At 36.4% G+C, this 14,518-nt stretch carries 13 protein-coding genes; 3 read left to right on the forward strand and 10 right to left on the reverse strand.

From position 1 onward, the window contains the following. Window positions 1-88 precede the first annotated feature (88 nt). A complete protein-coding gene (locus tag EO244_RS03820) occupies window positions 89-1,357 on the forward strand; it encodes a glycosyltransferase (protein ID WP_129253092.1) in 1,269 nt (422 codons plus the stop codon). Window positions 1,358-1,421: 64 nt separating this feature from the next. Here EO244_RS03820 and EO244_RS03825 read toward each other — a convergent pair whose 3' ends face one another. From EO244_RS03825 to EO244_RS03835, 3 genes are all read right to left on the reverse strand, one after another. After that, window positions 1,422-2,138 carry an energy transducer TonB gene (locus EO244_RS03825; protein ID WP_129253095.1) on the reverse strand — a complete coding sequence of 239 codons (717 nt, stop codon included), beginning with the start codon at window positions 2,136-2,138 and terminating at the stop codon, window positions 1,422-1,424. A gap of 175 nt (window positions 2,139-2,313) precedes the next feature. Beyond that, complete coding sequence (locus tag EO244_RS03830) at window positions 2,314-2,625, reverse strand: septum formation initiator family protein (protein WP_241687934.1); 312 nt, start codon at window positions 2,623-2,625, stop codon at window positions 2,314-2,316. Between the two features lie 164 nt (window positions 2,626-2,789). Continuing rightward, the gene (locus tag EO244_RS03835) at window positions 2,790-5,225 is read right to left on the reverse strand and encodes an alpha-ketoacid dehydrogenase subunit alpha/beta (protein ID WP_129253096.1); all 2,436 of its coding nucleotides are present in this window, start codon (window positions 5,223-5,225) and stop codon (window positions 2,790-2,792) included. 215 nt (window positions 5,226-5,440) lie between these two features. Here EO244_RS03835 and EO244_RS03840 point away from each other — a divergent pair, with 215 nt between their 5' ends. Further along, entirely contained in the window at window positions 5,441-5,686 is a 246-nt protein-coding gene (locus EO244_RS03840; RefSeq protein ID WP_129253098.1) for a hypothetical protein, read from the forward strand. A 152-nt stretch (window positions 5,687-5,838) separates the two neighbouring features. Here the strand turns inward: EO244_RS03840 and EO244_RS03845 are convergent, their stop codons facing one another. From EO244_RS03845 to EO244_RS03875, 7 genes are all read right to left on the reverse strand, one after another. Then, window positions 5,839-6,843, reverse strand: coding sequence for an FAD:protein FMN transferase (locus tag EO244_RS03845; protein WP_129253100.1), 1,005 nt, complete (start codon window positions 6,841-6,843; stop codon window positions 5,839-5,841). A gap of 110 nt (window positions 6,844-6,953) precedes the next feature. Further along, window positions 6,954-8,237, reverse strand: a complete 1,284-nt coding sequence (nqrF, locus tag EO244_RS03850; protein ID WP_129253102.1) for an NADH:ubiquinone reductase (Na(+)-transporting) subunit F — start codon at window positions 8,235-8,237, stop codon at window positions 6,954-6,956. Window positions 8,238-8,288: 51 nt separating this feature from the next. Next, entirely contained in the window at window positions 8,289-8,906 is a 618-nt protein-coding gene (nqrE, locus tag EO244_RS03855) for an NADH:ubiquinone reductase (Na(+)-transporting) subunit E (protein WP_129253104.1), read from the reverse strand. Between the two features lie 20 nt (window positions 8,907-8,926). Then, entirely contained in the window at window positions 8,927-9,568 is a 642-nt protein-coding gene (locus EO244_RS03860; RefSeq protein WP_129253106.1) for an NADH:ubiquinone reductase (Na(+)-transporting) subunit D, read from the reverse strand. A 7-nt stretch (window positions 9,569-9,575) separates the two neighbouring features. After that, on the reverse strand, window positions 9,576-10,280 hold the full coding sequence (gene nqrC / locus EO244_RS03865; RefSeq protein WP_129253108.1) for an NADH:ubiquinone reductase (Na(+)-transporting) subunit C: 705 nt from the start codon (window positions 10,278-10,280) through the stop codon (window positions 9,576-9,578). A gap of 19 nt (window positions 10,281-10,299) precedes the next feature. Continuing rightward, window positions 10,300-11,478, reverse strand: a complete 1,179-nt coding sequence (locus EO244_RS03870) for an NADH:ubiquinone reductase (Na(+)-transporting) subunit B (protein ID WP_129253110.1) — start codon at window positions 11,476-11,478, stop codon at window positions 10,300-10,302. A 24-nt stretch (window positions 11,479-11,502) separates the two neighbouring features. Then, window positions 11,503-12,858, reverse strand: a complete 1,356-nt coding sequence (locus tag EO244_RS03875) for a Na(+)-translocating NADH-quinone reductase subunit A (protein ID WP_129253112.1) — start codon at window positions 12,856-12,858, stop codon at window positions 11,503-11,505. Window positions 12,859-13,062: 204 nt separating this feature from the next. Here EO244_RS03875 and EO244_RS03880 point away from each other — a divergent pair, with 204 nt between their 5' ends. Next, complete coding sequence (locus EO244_RS03880) at window positions 13,063-14,352, forward strand: type IX secretion system plug protein (protein ID WP_129253113.1); 1,290 nt, start codon at window positions 13,063-13,065, stop codon at window positions 14,350-14,352. Window positions 14,353-14,518 lie beyond the last annotated feature (166 nt).

Here is a 14,518-nt window from a genome sequence, read left to right on the forward strand (position 1 = left end):
GCCCTTTTTTTATCTTTGTGCCTGATAATGATTTTTAATTCTTGTTATCCCTGAAGCAATCGCAGTTTAAAACCTACAACGTTTATTAATGAGTTTCGCAAATAAATACCTGAAAAAGCAACAAGTTTACCCTGACTATATTACTAGTGATGTGCCGGAGAATTTAGGACTCATTGTTACAATTCCTTGTTTTAATGAGCCTGATTTGGTTTCAAGTTTGAGGGCTCTGTGGCTTTGCGATCGACCAGGCTTTAATGTTGAAGTTATTGTTATTGTCAATTCAAGCGAGCAGGCTTCTGATGAGGTTTTAAGCCAGAATGCTAAAACGATTACTGATGCTCAGGAGTGGATTTCTCAACATGAAGATGAAAAAATGCGCTTCTTTTTAATTCATCAGCCTAATTTGCCTAAAAAATCAGCTGGAGTTGGATTAGCTCGTAAAATTGCGATGGATGAGGCCGTAAGTCGTTTTAATAAAATAAACTGTCCTCAAGGTATTATTACAGGCTACGATGCGGATTCTTCTTGTGATAGCAATTACTTTACAGAGATAGAGAAACTATTTAAAAAGTATCCTAAGGCCAATGGAGCGAATATATTTTATGAGCACCCGCTTGAAGGGGATGAATTTGATGAACTCATTTATAATTCGATTGCTCAGTATGAGTTGTATTTGCGCTATTATATGCTAGCCATGCGATTCGCCGGGCATCCACACGCCTATCATACAGTAGGGTCGAGTTTTGCAGTCACGGCTGAAGCCTATATCAAACAAGGTGGTATGAATCGGCGCCAGGCTGGAGAAGATTTTTATTTTCTTCAAAAGATTATTGCTTTGGGTAAGTTTTATGAAATTAAGCATACTCGGGTTATTCCATCGCCACGTACATCTGATCGTGTCCCTTTTGGAACCGGAAAAGCGATGTCGACATTTGTAAATGAAGGAATCAGTAATTATAAAAACTACAATTATGCAGCCTTTAAGGATTTAAAAGTTTTCTTTGATCGGGTTGATGATTTTTTCGGAGTTGATTATGATACTTTTATCAACAAATTGATTGTTGAATTACCTGGCCCGGTAAGGAGCTATCTGAAGGAGGATAACTTTTTTGAAGCGCTTGAAGAGATTAATCGAAACTGTGCTTCAATTGATTCTTTCCGAAAGAAATTTTTTGGTGCCTTTAATGCTTTCAAAGTTTTAAAATATCTGAATAATGTTCATGAACAGTTTATGGAAGAAGAAAGTGTTATTGTGAGTGCCAAATTATTACTCAAGGATTTGGGTATTGCTACTAAAGGAATTTATTTGGCAAAAGAATTACTTGAGATATACAGGGAGTACGAAAAGACACATTAAAATATATGAAAAGCATGGATTTTAATCCATGCTTTTTAATTTCTGCTATTGTGTCAAATTTAAATTATTGGAGAACAAAATTAATCGATGTTGAATAAGTTACTTGAACAGGGACACCTCTTTGTTTTCCTGGAGCGAAAGGAGGTAAGCTTTCGATAACTCTTACGGCTTCCTTATCCAGATAAGGATCAACACCTCGAAGTACTTCAACATTTTTCACCCGACCATCGCGTCCAACCACAAATCTGACGAAAACACGGCCAGTAATTCCATTTTCACTAGCAATGACAGGATATTTAATACTTTTCTGAATGTATTTGCTCAGTTCGATATTGCCTTCTGCCATCGTTTTGCAAATATCCGGACGGAAAATTGGCATCTCTTCCACAACAACAAAAATCGCTGTTTCGTCAACTTCTTCCGTTTCAAAAGTGACTTCTTCAGGCTTGGCATCAATTTCAGTTTCCTGATTGATATTTTCTTCTTCAATAACTAAATTAGGATCTTCTTTAGAATCATTTTCGACGATAGTAATCACATCCTGAACTCTGATTTTTACAGGTGGTTTTACTTTAGGTTTTTCTGGTTCTTGTCTGGTGATTGGAATGATTTCTTCCAAATCTGTGAGTTCCTGTGCGGCATCAATTTCTTCGGTTTCGTGAAATGGAACTCGCCAATTAAAAGCAATAAATACCATCAAAAGGGCTATAGCTAGCCCAATTTCAAAGAATAAACTCTTCTTATTTTCAAGATCGGCACTTTTTCTTTTTTTAGGTAACATGGCTAGGATTTTCTAAGTTTATTATATAATCTCAAATAAATCGCTTCATTTCAAAAATTGCTCAGTACATAAAGAACGCTTATCTTATTATACGATAAGTTATAAATATAGTTGCGGATCGGATTTTGCATTTATAGTTGATACTGTAAAGTACAAAAAAAAGGAATAGCTTTCACTACTCCTCTTCAATTATTATAAAAATGTCTTCATCTTTCTTTTTCATGAGATACTGTTCCCGGGCAAATTTTTCGAGATTCTCACGATTTGTTTTTAGCTCATGAATTCTGTTTTTATCTTTTTTTATCTTGTTTAGGAAGTATTCTTTTTCTTTAGTTAAAGCTTCTATTCTACTTTTATATTCCTTACGTTCCCAAATTGAATGCTGATCGAAAAAGAATACCCAAAAGAAGAAGATCAGAAAACTAATAATAAATTTGTTACTGATAGCCTTAATTAAAAGTGATTTAAGTCTCGATTTATCCATCATGAGGTTTCGTTCTGTGTTTATACAGGCTAAAATTAGTGAAAATATCTTTTTGTTAAGAATTTGTTCAAATTTTTGTCGGATGATAAAAAATCAGGAAGAATATGAAAAAGAAAGGACGTTGAATAGTATAAACAACGTCCTTTATTTTGAATTAGTTGAGCGGATTAAATTTTATAAATTGGAGAGAATTTGTCTGGTTCGCTTTCTCTCATGATATCATAAATAATCTCAAAGACATCTTCTGCATTTGGATTTGAGAAATAATCTCCATCAGTACCATAGGCTGGACGGTGATCTTTTGCACTAATTGTACGTGGTTCTGCATCTAAATGGAAGTAAGCTTTTTGCTCTTCAAGAACTTTTTGCATCATAAATGCTGTTGCTCCTCCTGAAACATCTTCATCAAAGAAAACGACCCGGTTGGTTTTCTTTACGGATTCAGAAATCATATGATTGATATCGAAAGGCAATAGGGTCTGAACATCGATCAGTTCAACAGAAATATCAAATTCTTTGAGTTGTTTGACAGCATCCTCGGCAATTTTCACACAGGATCCGTATGTAACAAGTGTAATGTCAGTACCTTCTACCATAACCTCCGGAATTCCAAGAGGTGTTTTGAATTCACCAAGGTTATCCGGCATTTTCTCCTTAAGTCTGTATCCATTCAACGGTTCAATCACCAAGGCAGGTTCATCTGCTTCCATTAATGTGTTATACATGCCGGCAGCTTTAGTCATGTTTCGGGGAACACAAACATGTATGCCACGAATTGAGTTTATGACCATGCTAAGAGGCGAACCTGAATGCCAAATTCCCTCAAGACGATGTCCTCGAGTTCGGATAATTACCGGAGCTTTTTGTCCTCCTTTGGTTCTGTATTGAAGGGTTGCCAAATCGTCGCTCATTGTTTGCAAGGCATACAACAAATAATCGAAATATTGAATTTCAGCAATAGGACGAAGTCCACGCATTGCAAGGCCAATACCTTGCCCTATAATAGTTGCTTCGCGGATTCCTGTATCGCTAACTCTTAGCTTACCATATTTTTCCTGCATCCCCTCTAAACTTTGGTTTACGCCACCAATAAAACCAGTGTCTTCACCAAAAGTTAAAAACAAGGGGTATTTACTGAAAAGCTGATCAAAATTGTCGCGAAGGATTTCACGTCCGTTTACAATTTTTGAAGAGTCAGAGTAGATTGGTTTAACTGCAGGGATTTTTGCTATTTGTTGATCCGTTTCGCTATATAAATGTGAACTGTAGCGTTCGTGATTTTCATCAATGGTACTTTTTAACCAAGATTGAAGCTGTGATTTTAAAGGTTTGAAAGTGGAACATGAACTACAAATGTGACGTAAGATTTTCTTTGCTGAACTGACATTATCTTTCCTGATAGGATGAATAATTTTCTTCAAGTCATTAACGATTGCATCAATACGTTCTGTTTTTTTGCAATTACATGCTGAAGCTTTTACCAATTCAATCAATTCATCTCTTTCTTTTTTAATTGGATCGATGAATGTTTTCCATGCTTGAGTTTTGGCTTGTTTGACTTCTTCGATACATTCTGCCTCAATAGAAGCGAGTTGCTCCTCAGTAGCAAGTTCCATATCAAGCATCCACTCACGCATCTTTTTAATTGGGTCGTATTCTTTTTCCCAGTTCAGTCGTTCTTCAGTTTTATATCTTTCGTGTGAACCTGATGTAGAATGGCCTTGTGGTTGTGTCATTTCTACCACGTGAAATAGGGTAGGGACATGATCTTTACGACATAGAGCAACACCTTCTTCGTACATTTTGCAAAGTTCGGGATAATCCCATCCCTTTGCCTTGTAAATATGGTACCCATCACCATTTTCATCTATTTTAAATCCCTTTAAAACTTCTGAAATATTCGATTTTGTTGTTTGATATTTGTTGGGAACAGAAATGCCCCAACCGTCATCCCAGACACTCATAGCCATAGGGACTTTTAGTACGCCAGCTGCATTTATGGTTTCCCAAAAATGCCCTTCCGAAGTACTGGAATCCCCAATAGTCCCAAAGGCAACTTCGTTACCTTGATCTGAGAATTCGGTAAATTGGTGTAATTCTGTGTTCTCTCTGAAAATTTTGGATGCGTATGCCAAGCCTAAAAGTCGTGGCATTTGTCCTGCAGTAGGTGAAATATCAGCAGAGGAATTCTTTTGCGACATTAAGTTTTTCCAACTTCCATCAGCATTTAAACTTCTCGAAGCATAGTGATTATTCATCAATCGACCACCATTCCCCGGATTTTTATCGAGTTGAGTTTCACCATAAAGCTGAGCAAAGAACTCTTCAGGCGTCAGCATTTCGGTAGCCAACATAAAGGTTTGATCCCGGTAATAACCTGAACGCCAATCACCATTTTTAAAGCTTTTTGCCATGGCAATTTGGGCGACTTCTTTACCATCACCAAAGATTCCAAATTTGGCTTTTCCGGTGAGGACTTCTTTTCGTCCTAATAAACTGAGTTGACGACTTATGTTTGCAATTCGAAAATCTTTAAGAACTTCTTTTTTAAAATCCTCAAATGAAATTTCTGGTTTAATGTTATCCTTATATATTTCTGACATACTTACAACTAATAATGATTAATAGTGATAGAAACTGTAAACGTTTGCATTCAAGCTTAGAGTTTTATCACTCATTTTGTTAAGCCATACAAATTTAGGGAGATTTATTCTAAATAAGAAGTAAATTCAATACTATTTAGGACCTCATGGTCTTTAATAATTTGAAATATCTTTAGGAAATGGTACTTTTGTCATAAATATAAATATCTAGAGTCATGATTTTGAAACTCATATTAGTTAGCGTTGTTATTTTAGGAATTGGATTCATTGGTTTTGCAATTTCTATACTTGTTAAGAAAAACGGGCAATTCCCGGAAACGCATATTGGCAAAACTGAATTTTTGAAGAAAGAAGGCGTTAGCTGTGCAACTTCACAAGATAAACTTGAACAAGCTAAAGCCTATAAAAAGGGTCAATATAGTAAAGAGACAATATTAGAAAAAGAGCTTAGTAAATTATAGTTAATTTACCCGATAAATTGTATTTTCTTATGACAATGTAATTTTATCTTTTTTTAAGCTTTAAAGAGTATTTTGCAGATTATAATAATCCCCTGTCAATGGAAGTTGACAGGGGATTTTCTATTTTATTACCTAAATTGTTTGATTGCTCGTTATTTGACAATTAGGTCTTTTATTTTTGTGCTTAAATACGTCTGATATTTTCCCTCATGGTCTGCATAAATAAAATAGGCTTCCAGGTTTGGATCATTTTCTACTATTTTAATACTTTTTTCTAACCCCAAAACCATAAATGCTGTAGCATACGCATCTGCGGTCATGCAATTAGGAGCAATAACTGAAGCTGACAATAAGCTGTGTTGAACCGGATAACCTAATTTAGGGTCGATGGAGTGGGCATATTTTTTCCCATTTTTAATGTAGAATTGACGGTAGTTTCCAGAGGTAGCCATTGCCCCATCTTCCATGTTGAGTACATCTTGAATTTCTCTTTTTTGTAGGGTCGGATCGTCAATAGGTCTATCAATTCCAACCCGCCAGTTTCTATTTTTATTACTGACCCCCTTGACTCTGATTTCGCCTCCAATCTCAATCATATAATTGGAGATACCTTTGCTCTCTAAGAAATCAGCAACCACATCAACACCGTAGCCTTTAGCAATGGCACTAGCATCAAGCATGATTCTGGAATCTTCTTTCACAATTTTATGATTTTGCAGACTAACTTTGTTAAATCCAACAATCTGTAGAAGACTGTCAACAGGAATATCTTCCGGTTCTAATTTGTTTTTAAAACCAAATCCCCAGGCATTAACCAAAGGGGCTACTGTCATATCAAAAGCTCCGTCGGTAATTTTAGAAATTTCCAAACTGCGTTTGAATACGGTTTCAAAATAGTGATCAAGCACTACAGTTGAGTCGTTATTATTAACTCTTGAGATGATAGAATTGGGTTTATAGGTTGATAGTGAATGGTCAAATTCATTCATTTTCACCTTAATTTCTTCATGCAAATCTTTGCCACTAGGGTTGTCATAAATGATATGATAGATTGTACCCCAAATATAACCTTCGTTGAATTGATATTCTTTTTTTGAGGGTTGACAAGCAAACATTAAGATCGCTGTCAGAACAAGTAATTGAATTTTTTTAATCATGATGATTTGAGCTCAAAGTAGGATTGATAGGTGAATTTGCTGTAAAGGTAAAAAATATAGCCTGTTCCAAGATATAAAAAAAGCCTCGGGAGAACCGAGGCTTAAAATATTTATGAACCGAAATCGTCAAATTCAACCATTTCGTCTGGTACTCCTAATTCGTACAGCATGTTTGTTACTGCCGAGTTCATCATTGGAGGTCCACATAGGTAGTATTCAATATCTTCCGGCTCATCGTGATTTGCCAAATAGTTATCGTAGATTACCTGATGGATAAATCCAGTAGGACCTTCCCAGTTATCTTCCGGCTGAGGCTCAGAAAGAGCTAAATGCCATTCGAAGTTAGGGAAATCAGCTGCAATTGCATCAAATTGCTCTGCATAGAAAACCTCTTTTAATGAACGTGCACCATACCAGAAAGTAGCCTTACGACCAGTTTTCACAGTGTGGAACAGGTGGAAGATGTGTGAACGCATTGGAGCCATACCAGCACCACCACCAATAAACATCATTTCATTATTCGTCTCTTTGATGAAGAATTCACCGTAAGGACCTGAAACAGTCACTTTATCACCTGGCTTACGAGAGAAGATAAATGATGAACAGATACCTGGATTAATATTCATCCAGCCACCGCTAACTCTGTCGAATGGAGGTGTTGCAATACGAATATTAAGCATTACAATATTTCCTTCGGCAGGGTGGTTAGCCATAGAGTAGGCACGATAAGTTGGCTCCGGGTTTTTCATCTTAAGATCAAACATCTTAAATTGTTCCCATTCGCCACGGTATTGTTCTTCAATATCCATGTCCTTGAAATCAACATCGATTTTAGGTACATCAATCTGAATATAGCCACCTGATTTGAAGTCAAGAATTTCACCCTCTGGTAATTTCACAACGAACTCTTTAATAAAAGTTGCTACGTTGTTGTTTGAAACCACTTCACATTCCCATTTTTTAATTCCCAGAATTTCCTGAGGAATTGACATGGACAAATCTTCTTTAACTTTTACCTGACAAGCCAAACGCCAATTGTTCTGTGCTTCCTTACGAGTAAAATAATCAACTTCAGTTGGAAGAATGCTACCTGCACCGTCATGTACCTGACATTTACACATTGCACATGTTCCACCACCACCACAAGCCGATGGTAAGAAGATTTTAGCAGCACCTAAAGTGCCTAAAAGGGTATTGCCAGGCTCAACCACTAATTTTTGATCACCGCCGTTAATATCAATCGTTACTTCCCCTGATGGAGTTAGCTTCTTCTTTGCAAATAAAAGGATAGAAACTAGAACCAGGATTACAAGTAAGAAAATTGCTATACTAATTCCGATAACAACTGAATCACTTGTGCCTGTAACAGCTCCCTGTGTTGTTAATAATATCATCTCTAGTTCGATTAATTTTTTGAAAACTTAATTTACTATTTTATTATCAGCTTAGAGTTTGATACCCATGAAGCTCATAAAAGCGATTCCCATTAATCCGGTTACAATAAATGTAATTCCAAGACCTCTAAGAGGAGCAGGAATGTTTGAGTAACGGATTTTTTCACGAATAGCTGCAATACCAACAATTGCAAGTAACCAACCAATACCTGATCCAAGACCAAATGAAGTGGCTTCTGCTAAAGTTGAATAACCTCTTTCTTGCATGAAAAGAGAACCACCCAAAATAGCACAGTTTACAGCAATAAGTGGTAAGAAGATACCTAGAGATGAGTAAAGTGCCGGAGCAAATTTCTCAACAATCATTTCGACCAATTGTACCATAGATGCAATAACTGCGATAAACATGATGAAACTTAAGAAACTTAAGTCGACATCTGCCATCGAAGCAGAAATCCATGTTAAAGCACCTTCAGATAAAATATATTTGTTTAGCATGTAGTTCATAGGAACTGTAATTCCCAATACAAAAACTACGGCTATACCTAGTCCCATAGAAGTTTTTACAGTTTTAGAAACTGCAAGGTACGAACACATTCCAAAGAAGAATGCGAACACCATGTTGTCGATAAAAATCGACTTGATAAATATATTAATCAGATTTTCCATGTTTCGATTTTTCTTTAAAATTAGGACTCAATTAGAGCTTTGTTACGAGATCTTTGTACCCAGATGATGATACCTACAGTGACCAATGCCATTGGAGGAAGGATCATCAAACCGTTGTTTTGGTATCCCATATCGTAAAATGCCTGAGGAATCACGTTGAAACCGTAAAGGGTTCCTGATCCTAACAATTCACGGAAGAAAGCTACAATCACAAGAATAATACCGTATCCGGCAGCATTCCCAATACCATCAAGAAAAGCAGGCCAAGGACGGTTACCTAAAGCAAATGCTTCAAGACGTCCCATAATGATACAGTTGGTGATAATCAGACCCACAAATACTGAAAGTTGTTTACTTACATCGTAAGCATAAGCCTTTAGGATTTGGTCTACAAGGATTACCAATGCTGCAACAATAACAAGTTGAACAATGATACGGATACGTGAAGGAATCGTATTTCTAAGTAATGAAACTATAACATTAGCAAGTGCCAATACAGCCATAACTGAAATGGTCATTACTACTGCGGGTTCTAATTTTGCAGTTACCGCCAAGGCCGAACAGATACCCAATACCTGAATGGTAATTGGGTTATCGCTTCCCAACGGGTTGGTCAGCAATTTTCGATTCTTAGCTGAGAATAATGGTTCTTTATCGCTCATCTTTATCTTATTTTGAAGATTTTAAAAACTTTTCATAACTGCTAAGGTTATCCTGAAGCATAGCTTCCAAACCTTTTGAAGTAACAGTACCACCTGACACAGCATCGAATGCATGTGGGTTATTAGAGGCAGTTCCTTTTACCAATTTTAGAGAAGTGAAAACACCAGACTCATCAAAGATTTGCTTCCCGGTGAATGGCTTTTGGAACTCTGCTTTAGAGATCTCAGCACCCAAACCTGGCGTTTCTCCTTGGTGGTCGAAAGTAGCACCGAAAATGGTTTTACGATCTGGCTCCATTGAGATAAATCCCCAAACTGGTCCCCACATTCCTTTTCCACGAACAGGAATAATTAGTTTTTTGCCAACTTTAGTATCATTGAAAATAAAAACAGGAAGGTTTCTTTCAGAAAGATCTTTCTTGTTTTCATTTTTAAGATCAACTTTAAAAGTCTCAGCTTTATCATTTGATTTCACTTCACCTTCTGAGTTTACGATAATGGCTTCAACAATGTATTTGTCGTAAAGCTCAACCGCATTGTCAGGAGTAGAAGCAACATTCACAGCTTTTAGAATGTCTTGCTTTTTCTCAATTTCTTTATTCATGTTTTGGCGACCTTTCAGTGTCAATGACGTGAAAGAAAGTACTGCCGCAACAATTACTACCATAATGGCAGCATAAAGAAATGTATATGTATTGCTTTGAGTATTCATTTTCTAAACGTTTTTTTAATTAAGCATTTACCTTAACACGTTTCAATCTTCTTTTGATGTTACCCTGAACCACATAATGATCGATAAGTGGAGCAAAAGTATTCATCAATAGAATTGCTAACATCATAGCTTCCGGGAAACCTGCGTTCATAACACGAATTAATACCGCTAGGAAACCAATAAGGAAACCATAGATGATTTTACCTCGAGCAGTTTGCGCAGCAGATACTGGATCGGTAGCCATAAAGACAGCACCAAAAGCAAAACCACCCATAATTAAGTGTTGCCATGCAGGTATTAACTCCATATAAGCATTTGCACCTACAAGGTTGAAGATTGCTCCCATAGTGTAACCACCAACGAAAACAGATGCCATGATTTTCCAGCTTCCAATTCCTGAAGCGATTAGAATAACGGCTCCAATTAGAATTGCGATAGTTGAAGTTTCACCAATTGATCCAGGGATAAAACCTACAAACATATCCCATGCATTTGAAAGATGTTGTGTATAGATAGAAGTGGCAGCCTCACCTGTAGCATCAACAAGAGTTGCAGCATGGGCCAAAGGAGTTGCTCCAGAGAAACTGTCTGCCTTTTCAGCAATCCAAACCACATCACCCGACATTTTTGAAGGGTAGGCAAAGAAGAAAAAGGCACGAGCTACAAGAGCCGGATTCCAAATGTTCATACCGGTACCACCAAAAACCTCTTTACCAATTACTACAGCAAAAGCAGTAGAAACAGCAACCATCCAAAGTGGAGCGCCAACTGGCATAATTAGAGGAATAAGCATACCTGAAACAAGGAAGCCTTCGTTTACCTGATGACCACGCATTTGTGCAAAGGCAAACTCAATACCCAAACCAACGACATAAGATACGACGATAATAGGAAGGATTTTGATTAGACCATAAATGCAAATATCCATAAACTCAGCAGACTGGCCAAGAGAAAGGAAATGCTGATAACCTGTATTGTAAATTCCGAACAATAAAGCTGGAATTAAAGCCAATACAACAACAGACATCGTACGCTTCAAATCGATAGCATCTTTGATGTGTGTTCCTGTATGTGAAGTTGTATTTGGGACGTATAGGAAAGTTTCAAAAGCCTCGAAAGAGGATTGCAACTTTGCAAACTTCCCACCCTTTTGGAATAAGGGTTTCTTTTTATCAAGAAATTTTCTTAATGCTTTCATTATAAAATAATTTACCGTTTATTCTTAGCTCATTTCTTTAATCATCAGATCAATTCCCTGACGAACTAAATCCTGTACATTAATTTTTGATGTACAAACAAATTCGCACAAAGCAAGATCTTCCGGAGCTACTTCGTAAATACCCAATTGTTCCATTTGGTCGATATCCTCAACCATAATAGATTTGATCAATTGTTGCGGAAGTACATCCATAGGTAATACCTTGTCGTACTCACCTGTCATTACAAAAGCACGGTGCTCACCATGAAGGTTTGCATCTAATCGGTATTCTTTGTTTGGAGTTAACCATGAGAAGAATGTCTTCGACATAGAAAATTTCTGTAAGCCTGGAAGCGCCCAACCTAAGAATTCGTAATTATCACCTTCAGGAATAACAGTGATTTGTGAATCATAGAAACCTAAGAATCCATCTTCAGGAATTTGTGTTCCGGTTAGAACATTACCCGAGATAACTCTGATTTTATCATCATCTTTAAGCTGAGCTTTAAGAATATTACGAACTGAAGCACCAAGAATGGTATTGTAATATGAAGGGTTTTTCACTTCAGATCCAGTAAGTGCGATTTTACGGCTCACGTCATAAATCCCTTTTTGGAATAGTCTACCAATGAAAAGAATTTCTTGAGGACGAATCACCCAAACAATATCACCTTTATTAATAGGATCGAGTTTGTGGATTTGAACACCAACATTACCAGCCGGGTGAACACCTGCAAATTTGTTGATAACAACATTTTTTGCTTCAGTGAAAACTTTCGACTGTGTTTTCTGTGCATTGATGTTTAAGTGAACTTTTCCATCGGTAAGTTTCGTTAAAGCATCAAGACCCATTTGGAAAGCTTCAGCTTCACCTTCAACTAAATAATCGAAATCGGCAGCAAGCGGTGCAGAATCAAAAGCCGAAATGTGGATAGCCTTTGGTGCATCAGCTGGATTTGCAATAACGTCGTAAGGACGCTGACGAAGGAAAGCCCATAAACCTGATTGTAACAACTGCTCTTTAACTTCATCGCGAGATAAGTCAGCAGGATTAGCTTGTTTAAATTCCTCGTATTGCAATTCGTTGTCAGCCTGAATGATGACTTCAAGAATTTTTCTTCTTTCGCCACGATTCACGGCAACAACCTTACCGCTAACTGGAGAGGTAAAATTAATTTCAGGGCGATACTTATCGAAGAATAAAGCAGAACCTGCTTTAACTTCAGCATCAACCTTTACTTTTAATTTTGGAGTAAGTCCAGGGAAATCGGTAGGTTTAATTGCAAATGTCTCAGAACGATCAGCTTTTTCAAGTACTTTGTCAGCCTTTCCTATCAGCTTAATATCTAAGCCTTTTTTGATCTTTTTAACTTCAGACATGTTAAACTATTTGATATGATTAATTTGTTTAAAATTAACTAAGTCCAAGCCTTTTTTCTATTCAGAGAATGGTATTCAAATGCTGTTTTAAAACTTTTGGAAACCAGATAGATTGTCTTGGAAAATCGAAAACAAAGATATAAAGCAATTTTATATATTTGTAGAAATTCTTGCAATTTATAAACTTCATATATAGATATCCAAATGTTTAGGTTCCTCTTTAAGATCTTTTTTATTTCATACTTCTGTATCTCTTATTGTCTGAGCGCTTTTGGTTCTGAAGAGGTTAATATTTATAAAAACGAAATAAAGAAAGTTAGTATTCATACTGTTCAATGTTTTCCTTTGGGGTGGGAAATTTCACCCCCAATTATTGAATTAAACGGTCAAAACCAACTGCAGTTTTCTTTTGATGAATTGGGGAAAAATATACAAGATTATTCTTATCGAATTATTCATTGCAATGCCGATTGGAAATTATCGGGTTTAAGTGAATTTGATTATTTAGATGGCTTTTCGGAAAATCAGATTCAAGATTATGAATTCTCATTTAACACCAATGTCAACTATGTGCATTATTCGCTTAAGTTGCCTAATGAAGATGTGAAATTGAAGCTTTCGGGGAATTATATTCTTGAGATTTTTCAGGATTTCGATACTGAGAATGTTGTGCTTCGCCAGCGGTTTATGCTTTTGGATTCCAAAGTTGAGCTCAAAGGTAAAATAAAGCATCCTATAAGTATGGATTTAAGAAAAACCCATCAGGAAGTCATGTTTAGTATATTCCATCCGGGGTTTTTGATTGATAATCCGCATTCGGATCTGACCGTTATTTTAAGGCAGAATGATCGATCGGGAGGAAGTCAGATGAAGGTGAAGCCCGTATTTATTCGTAAGGATGAATTGGTGTTTGATAATAATATGGTATATGTATTTCCAGGTAATAATGAGTTTCACTATTTTGATTTAAAGAGTTTTCGATACCAATCAATTTACATTCGATCTGTTGAAAATATTGACGGTGAGACTGTGGTGAACTTAAGTCCTGATAAAATTCGCCAGTTTGATCCCTATATATACAGAAGAGACAATAATGGTATTTCGGTAATTTCAGTTGACGAAAGAAAAGAGCCCACAACTGAAGCTGACTATGCCCATGTTATTTTCACATTGCCTTTTAAAAATGAGTTAAAACATGGTGATATATATGTTTATGGTGCATTTAATAATTGGGAATGTGACGAAAGGAATAGGATGGTTTACGATTATGCTTTAGGGGCGTATCAGAAAAGCATTTATTTAAAACAAGGCTATTACAACTATGCCTACGCTTTACTTGAAAAGGGATCGAACCAACCGGATTTAAACTATATAGAGGGCAGTCACTGGCAGACTGAAAATGACTATATGATCTATGTTTATTATCATGATATCGAAAAAAATTACGACCGTTTAATTGGCTTTGAAGTTTTAAATTCGACTAAGAATTTCTAATAGACCGTCATTTTATATACAAGCCCCTTTAGTATTGATATACAGATGGTATAGGCTTGACTGTATTCGTTCTAAATTTCACAAATTCAAAATCAGACTGAGTTTCGCTTATGAATTATTACTATTTTTGCTTTTAAAGTAATAAATTGTAATTAACTGCTGACGC

It is taken from the genome of Ancylomarina salipaludis, assembly GCF_004122035.1.
Classification (GTDB): domain Bacteria; phylum Bacteroidota; class Bacteroidia; order Bacteroidales; family Marinifilaceae; genus Ancylomarina; species Ancylomarina salipaludis.

What these genes read in the sequence shown, in the direction of transcription:
- EO244_RS03820 (WP_129253092.1), top strand. Translation starts at nt 89, where the DNA reads ATGAGTTTCGCAAATAAATACCTGAAAAAGCAACAAGTTTACCCTGAC.
- EO244_RS03825 (WP_129253095.1), bottom strand. Translation starts at nt 2,138, where the DNA reads ATGTTACCTAAAAAAAGAAAAAGTGCCGATCTTGAAAATAAGAAGAGT.
- EO244_RS03830 (WP_241687934.1), bottom strand. Translation starts at nt 2,625, where the DNA reads ATGATGGATAAATCGAGACTTAAATCACTTTTAATTAAGGCTATCAGT.
- EO244_RS03835 (WP_129253096.1), bottom strand. Translation starts at nt 5,225, where the DNA reads ATGTCAGAAATATATAAGGATAACATTAAACCAGAAATTTCATTTGAG.
- EO244_RS03840 (WP_129253098.1), top strand. Translation starts at nt 5,441, where the DNA reads ATGATTTTGAAACTCATATTAGTTAGCGTTGTTATTTTAGGAATTGGA.
- EO244_RS03845 (WP_129253100.1), bottom strand. Translation starts at nt 6,843, where the DNA reads ATGATTAAAAAAATTCAATTACTTGTTCTGACAGCGATCTTAATGTTT.
- nqrF (WP_129253102.1), bottom strand. Translation starts at nt 8,237, where the DNA reads ATGATATTATTAACAACACAGGGAGCTGTTACAGGCACAAGTGATTCA.
- nqrE (WP_129253104.1), bottom strand. Translation starts at nt 8,906, where the DNA reads ATGGAAAATCTGATTAATATATTTATCAAGTCGATTTTTATCGACAAC.
- EO244_RS03860 (WP_129253106.1), bottom strand. Translation starts at nt 9,568, where the DNA reads ATGAGCGATAAAGAACCATTATTCTCAGCTAAGAATCGAAAATTGCTG.
- nqrC (WP_129253108.1), bottom strand. Translation starts at nt 10,280, where the DNA reads ATGAATACTCAAAGCAATACATATACATTTCTTTATGCTGCCATTATG.
- EO244_RS03870 (WP_129253110.1), bottom strand. Translation starts at nt 11,478, where the DNA reads ATGAAAGCATTAAGAAAATTTCTTGATAAAAAGAAACCCTTATTCCAA.
- EO244_RS03875 (WP_129253112.1), bottom strand. Translation starts at nt 12,858, where the DNA reads ATGTCTGAAGTTAAAAAGATCAAAAAAGGCTTAGATATTAAGCTGATA.
- EO244_RS03880 (WP_129253113.1), top strand. Translation starts at nt 13,063, where the DNA reads ATGTTTAGGTTCCTCTTTAAGATCTTTTTTATTTCATACTTCTGTATC.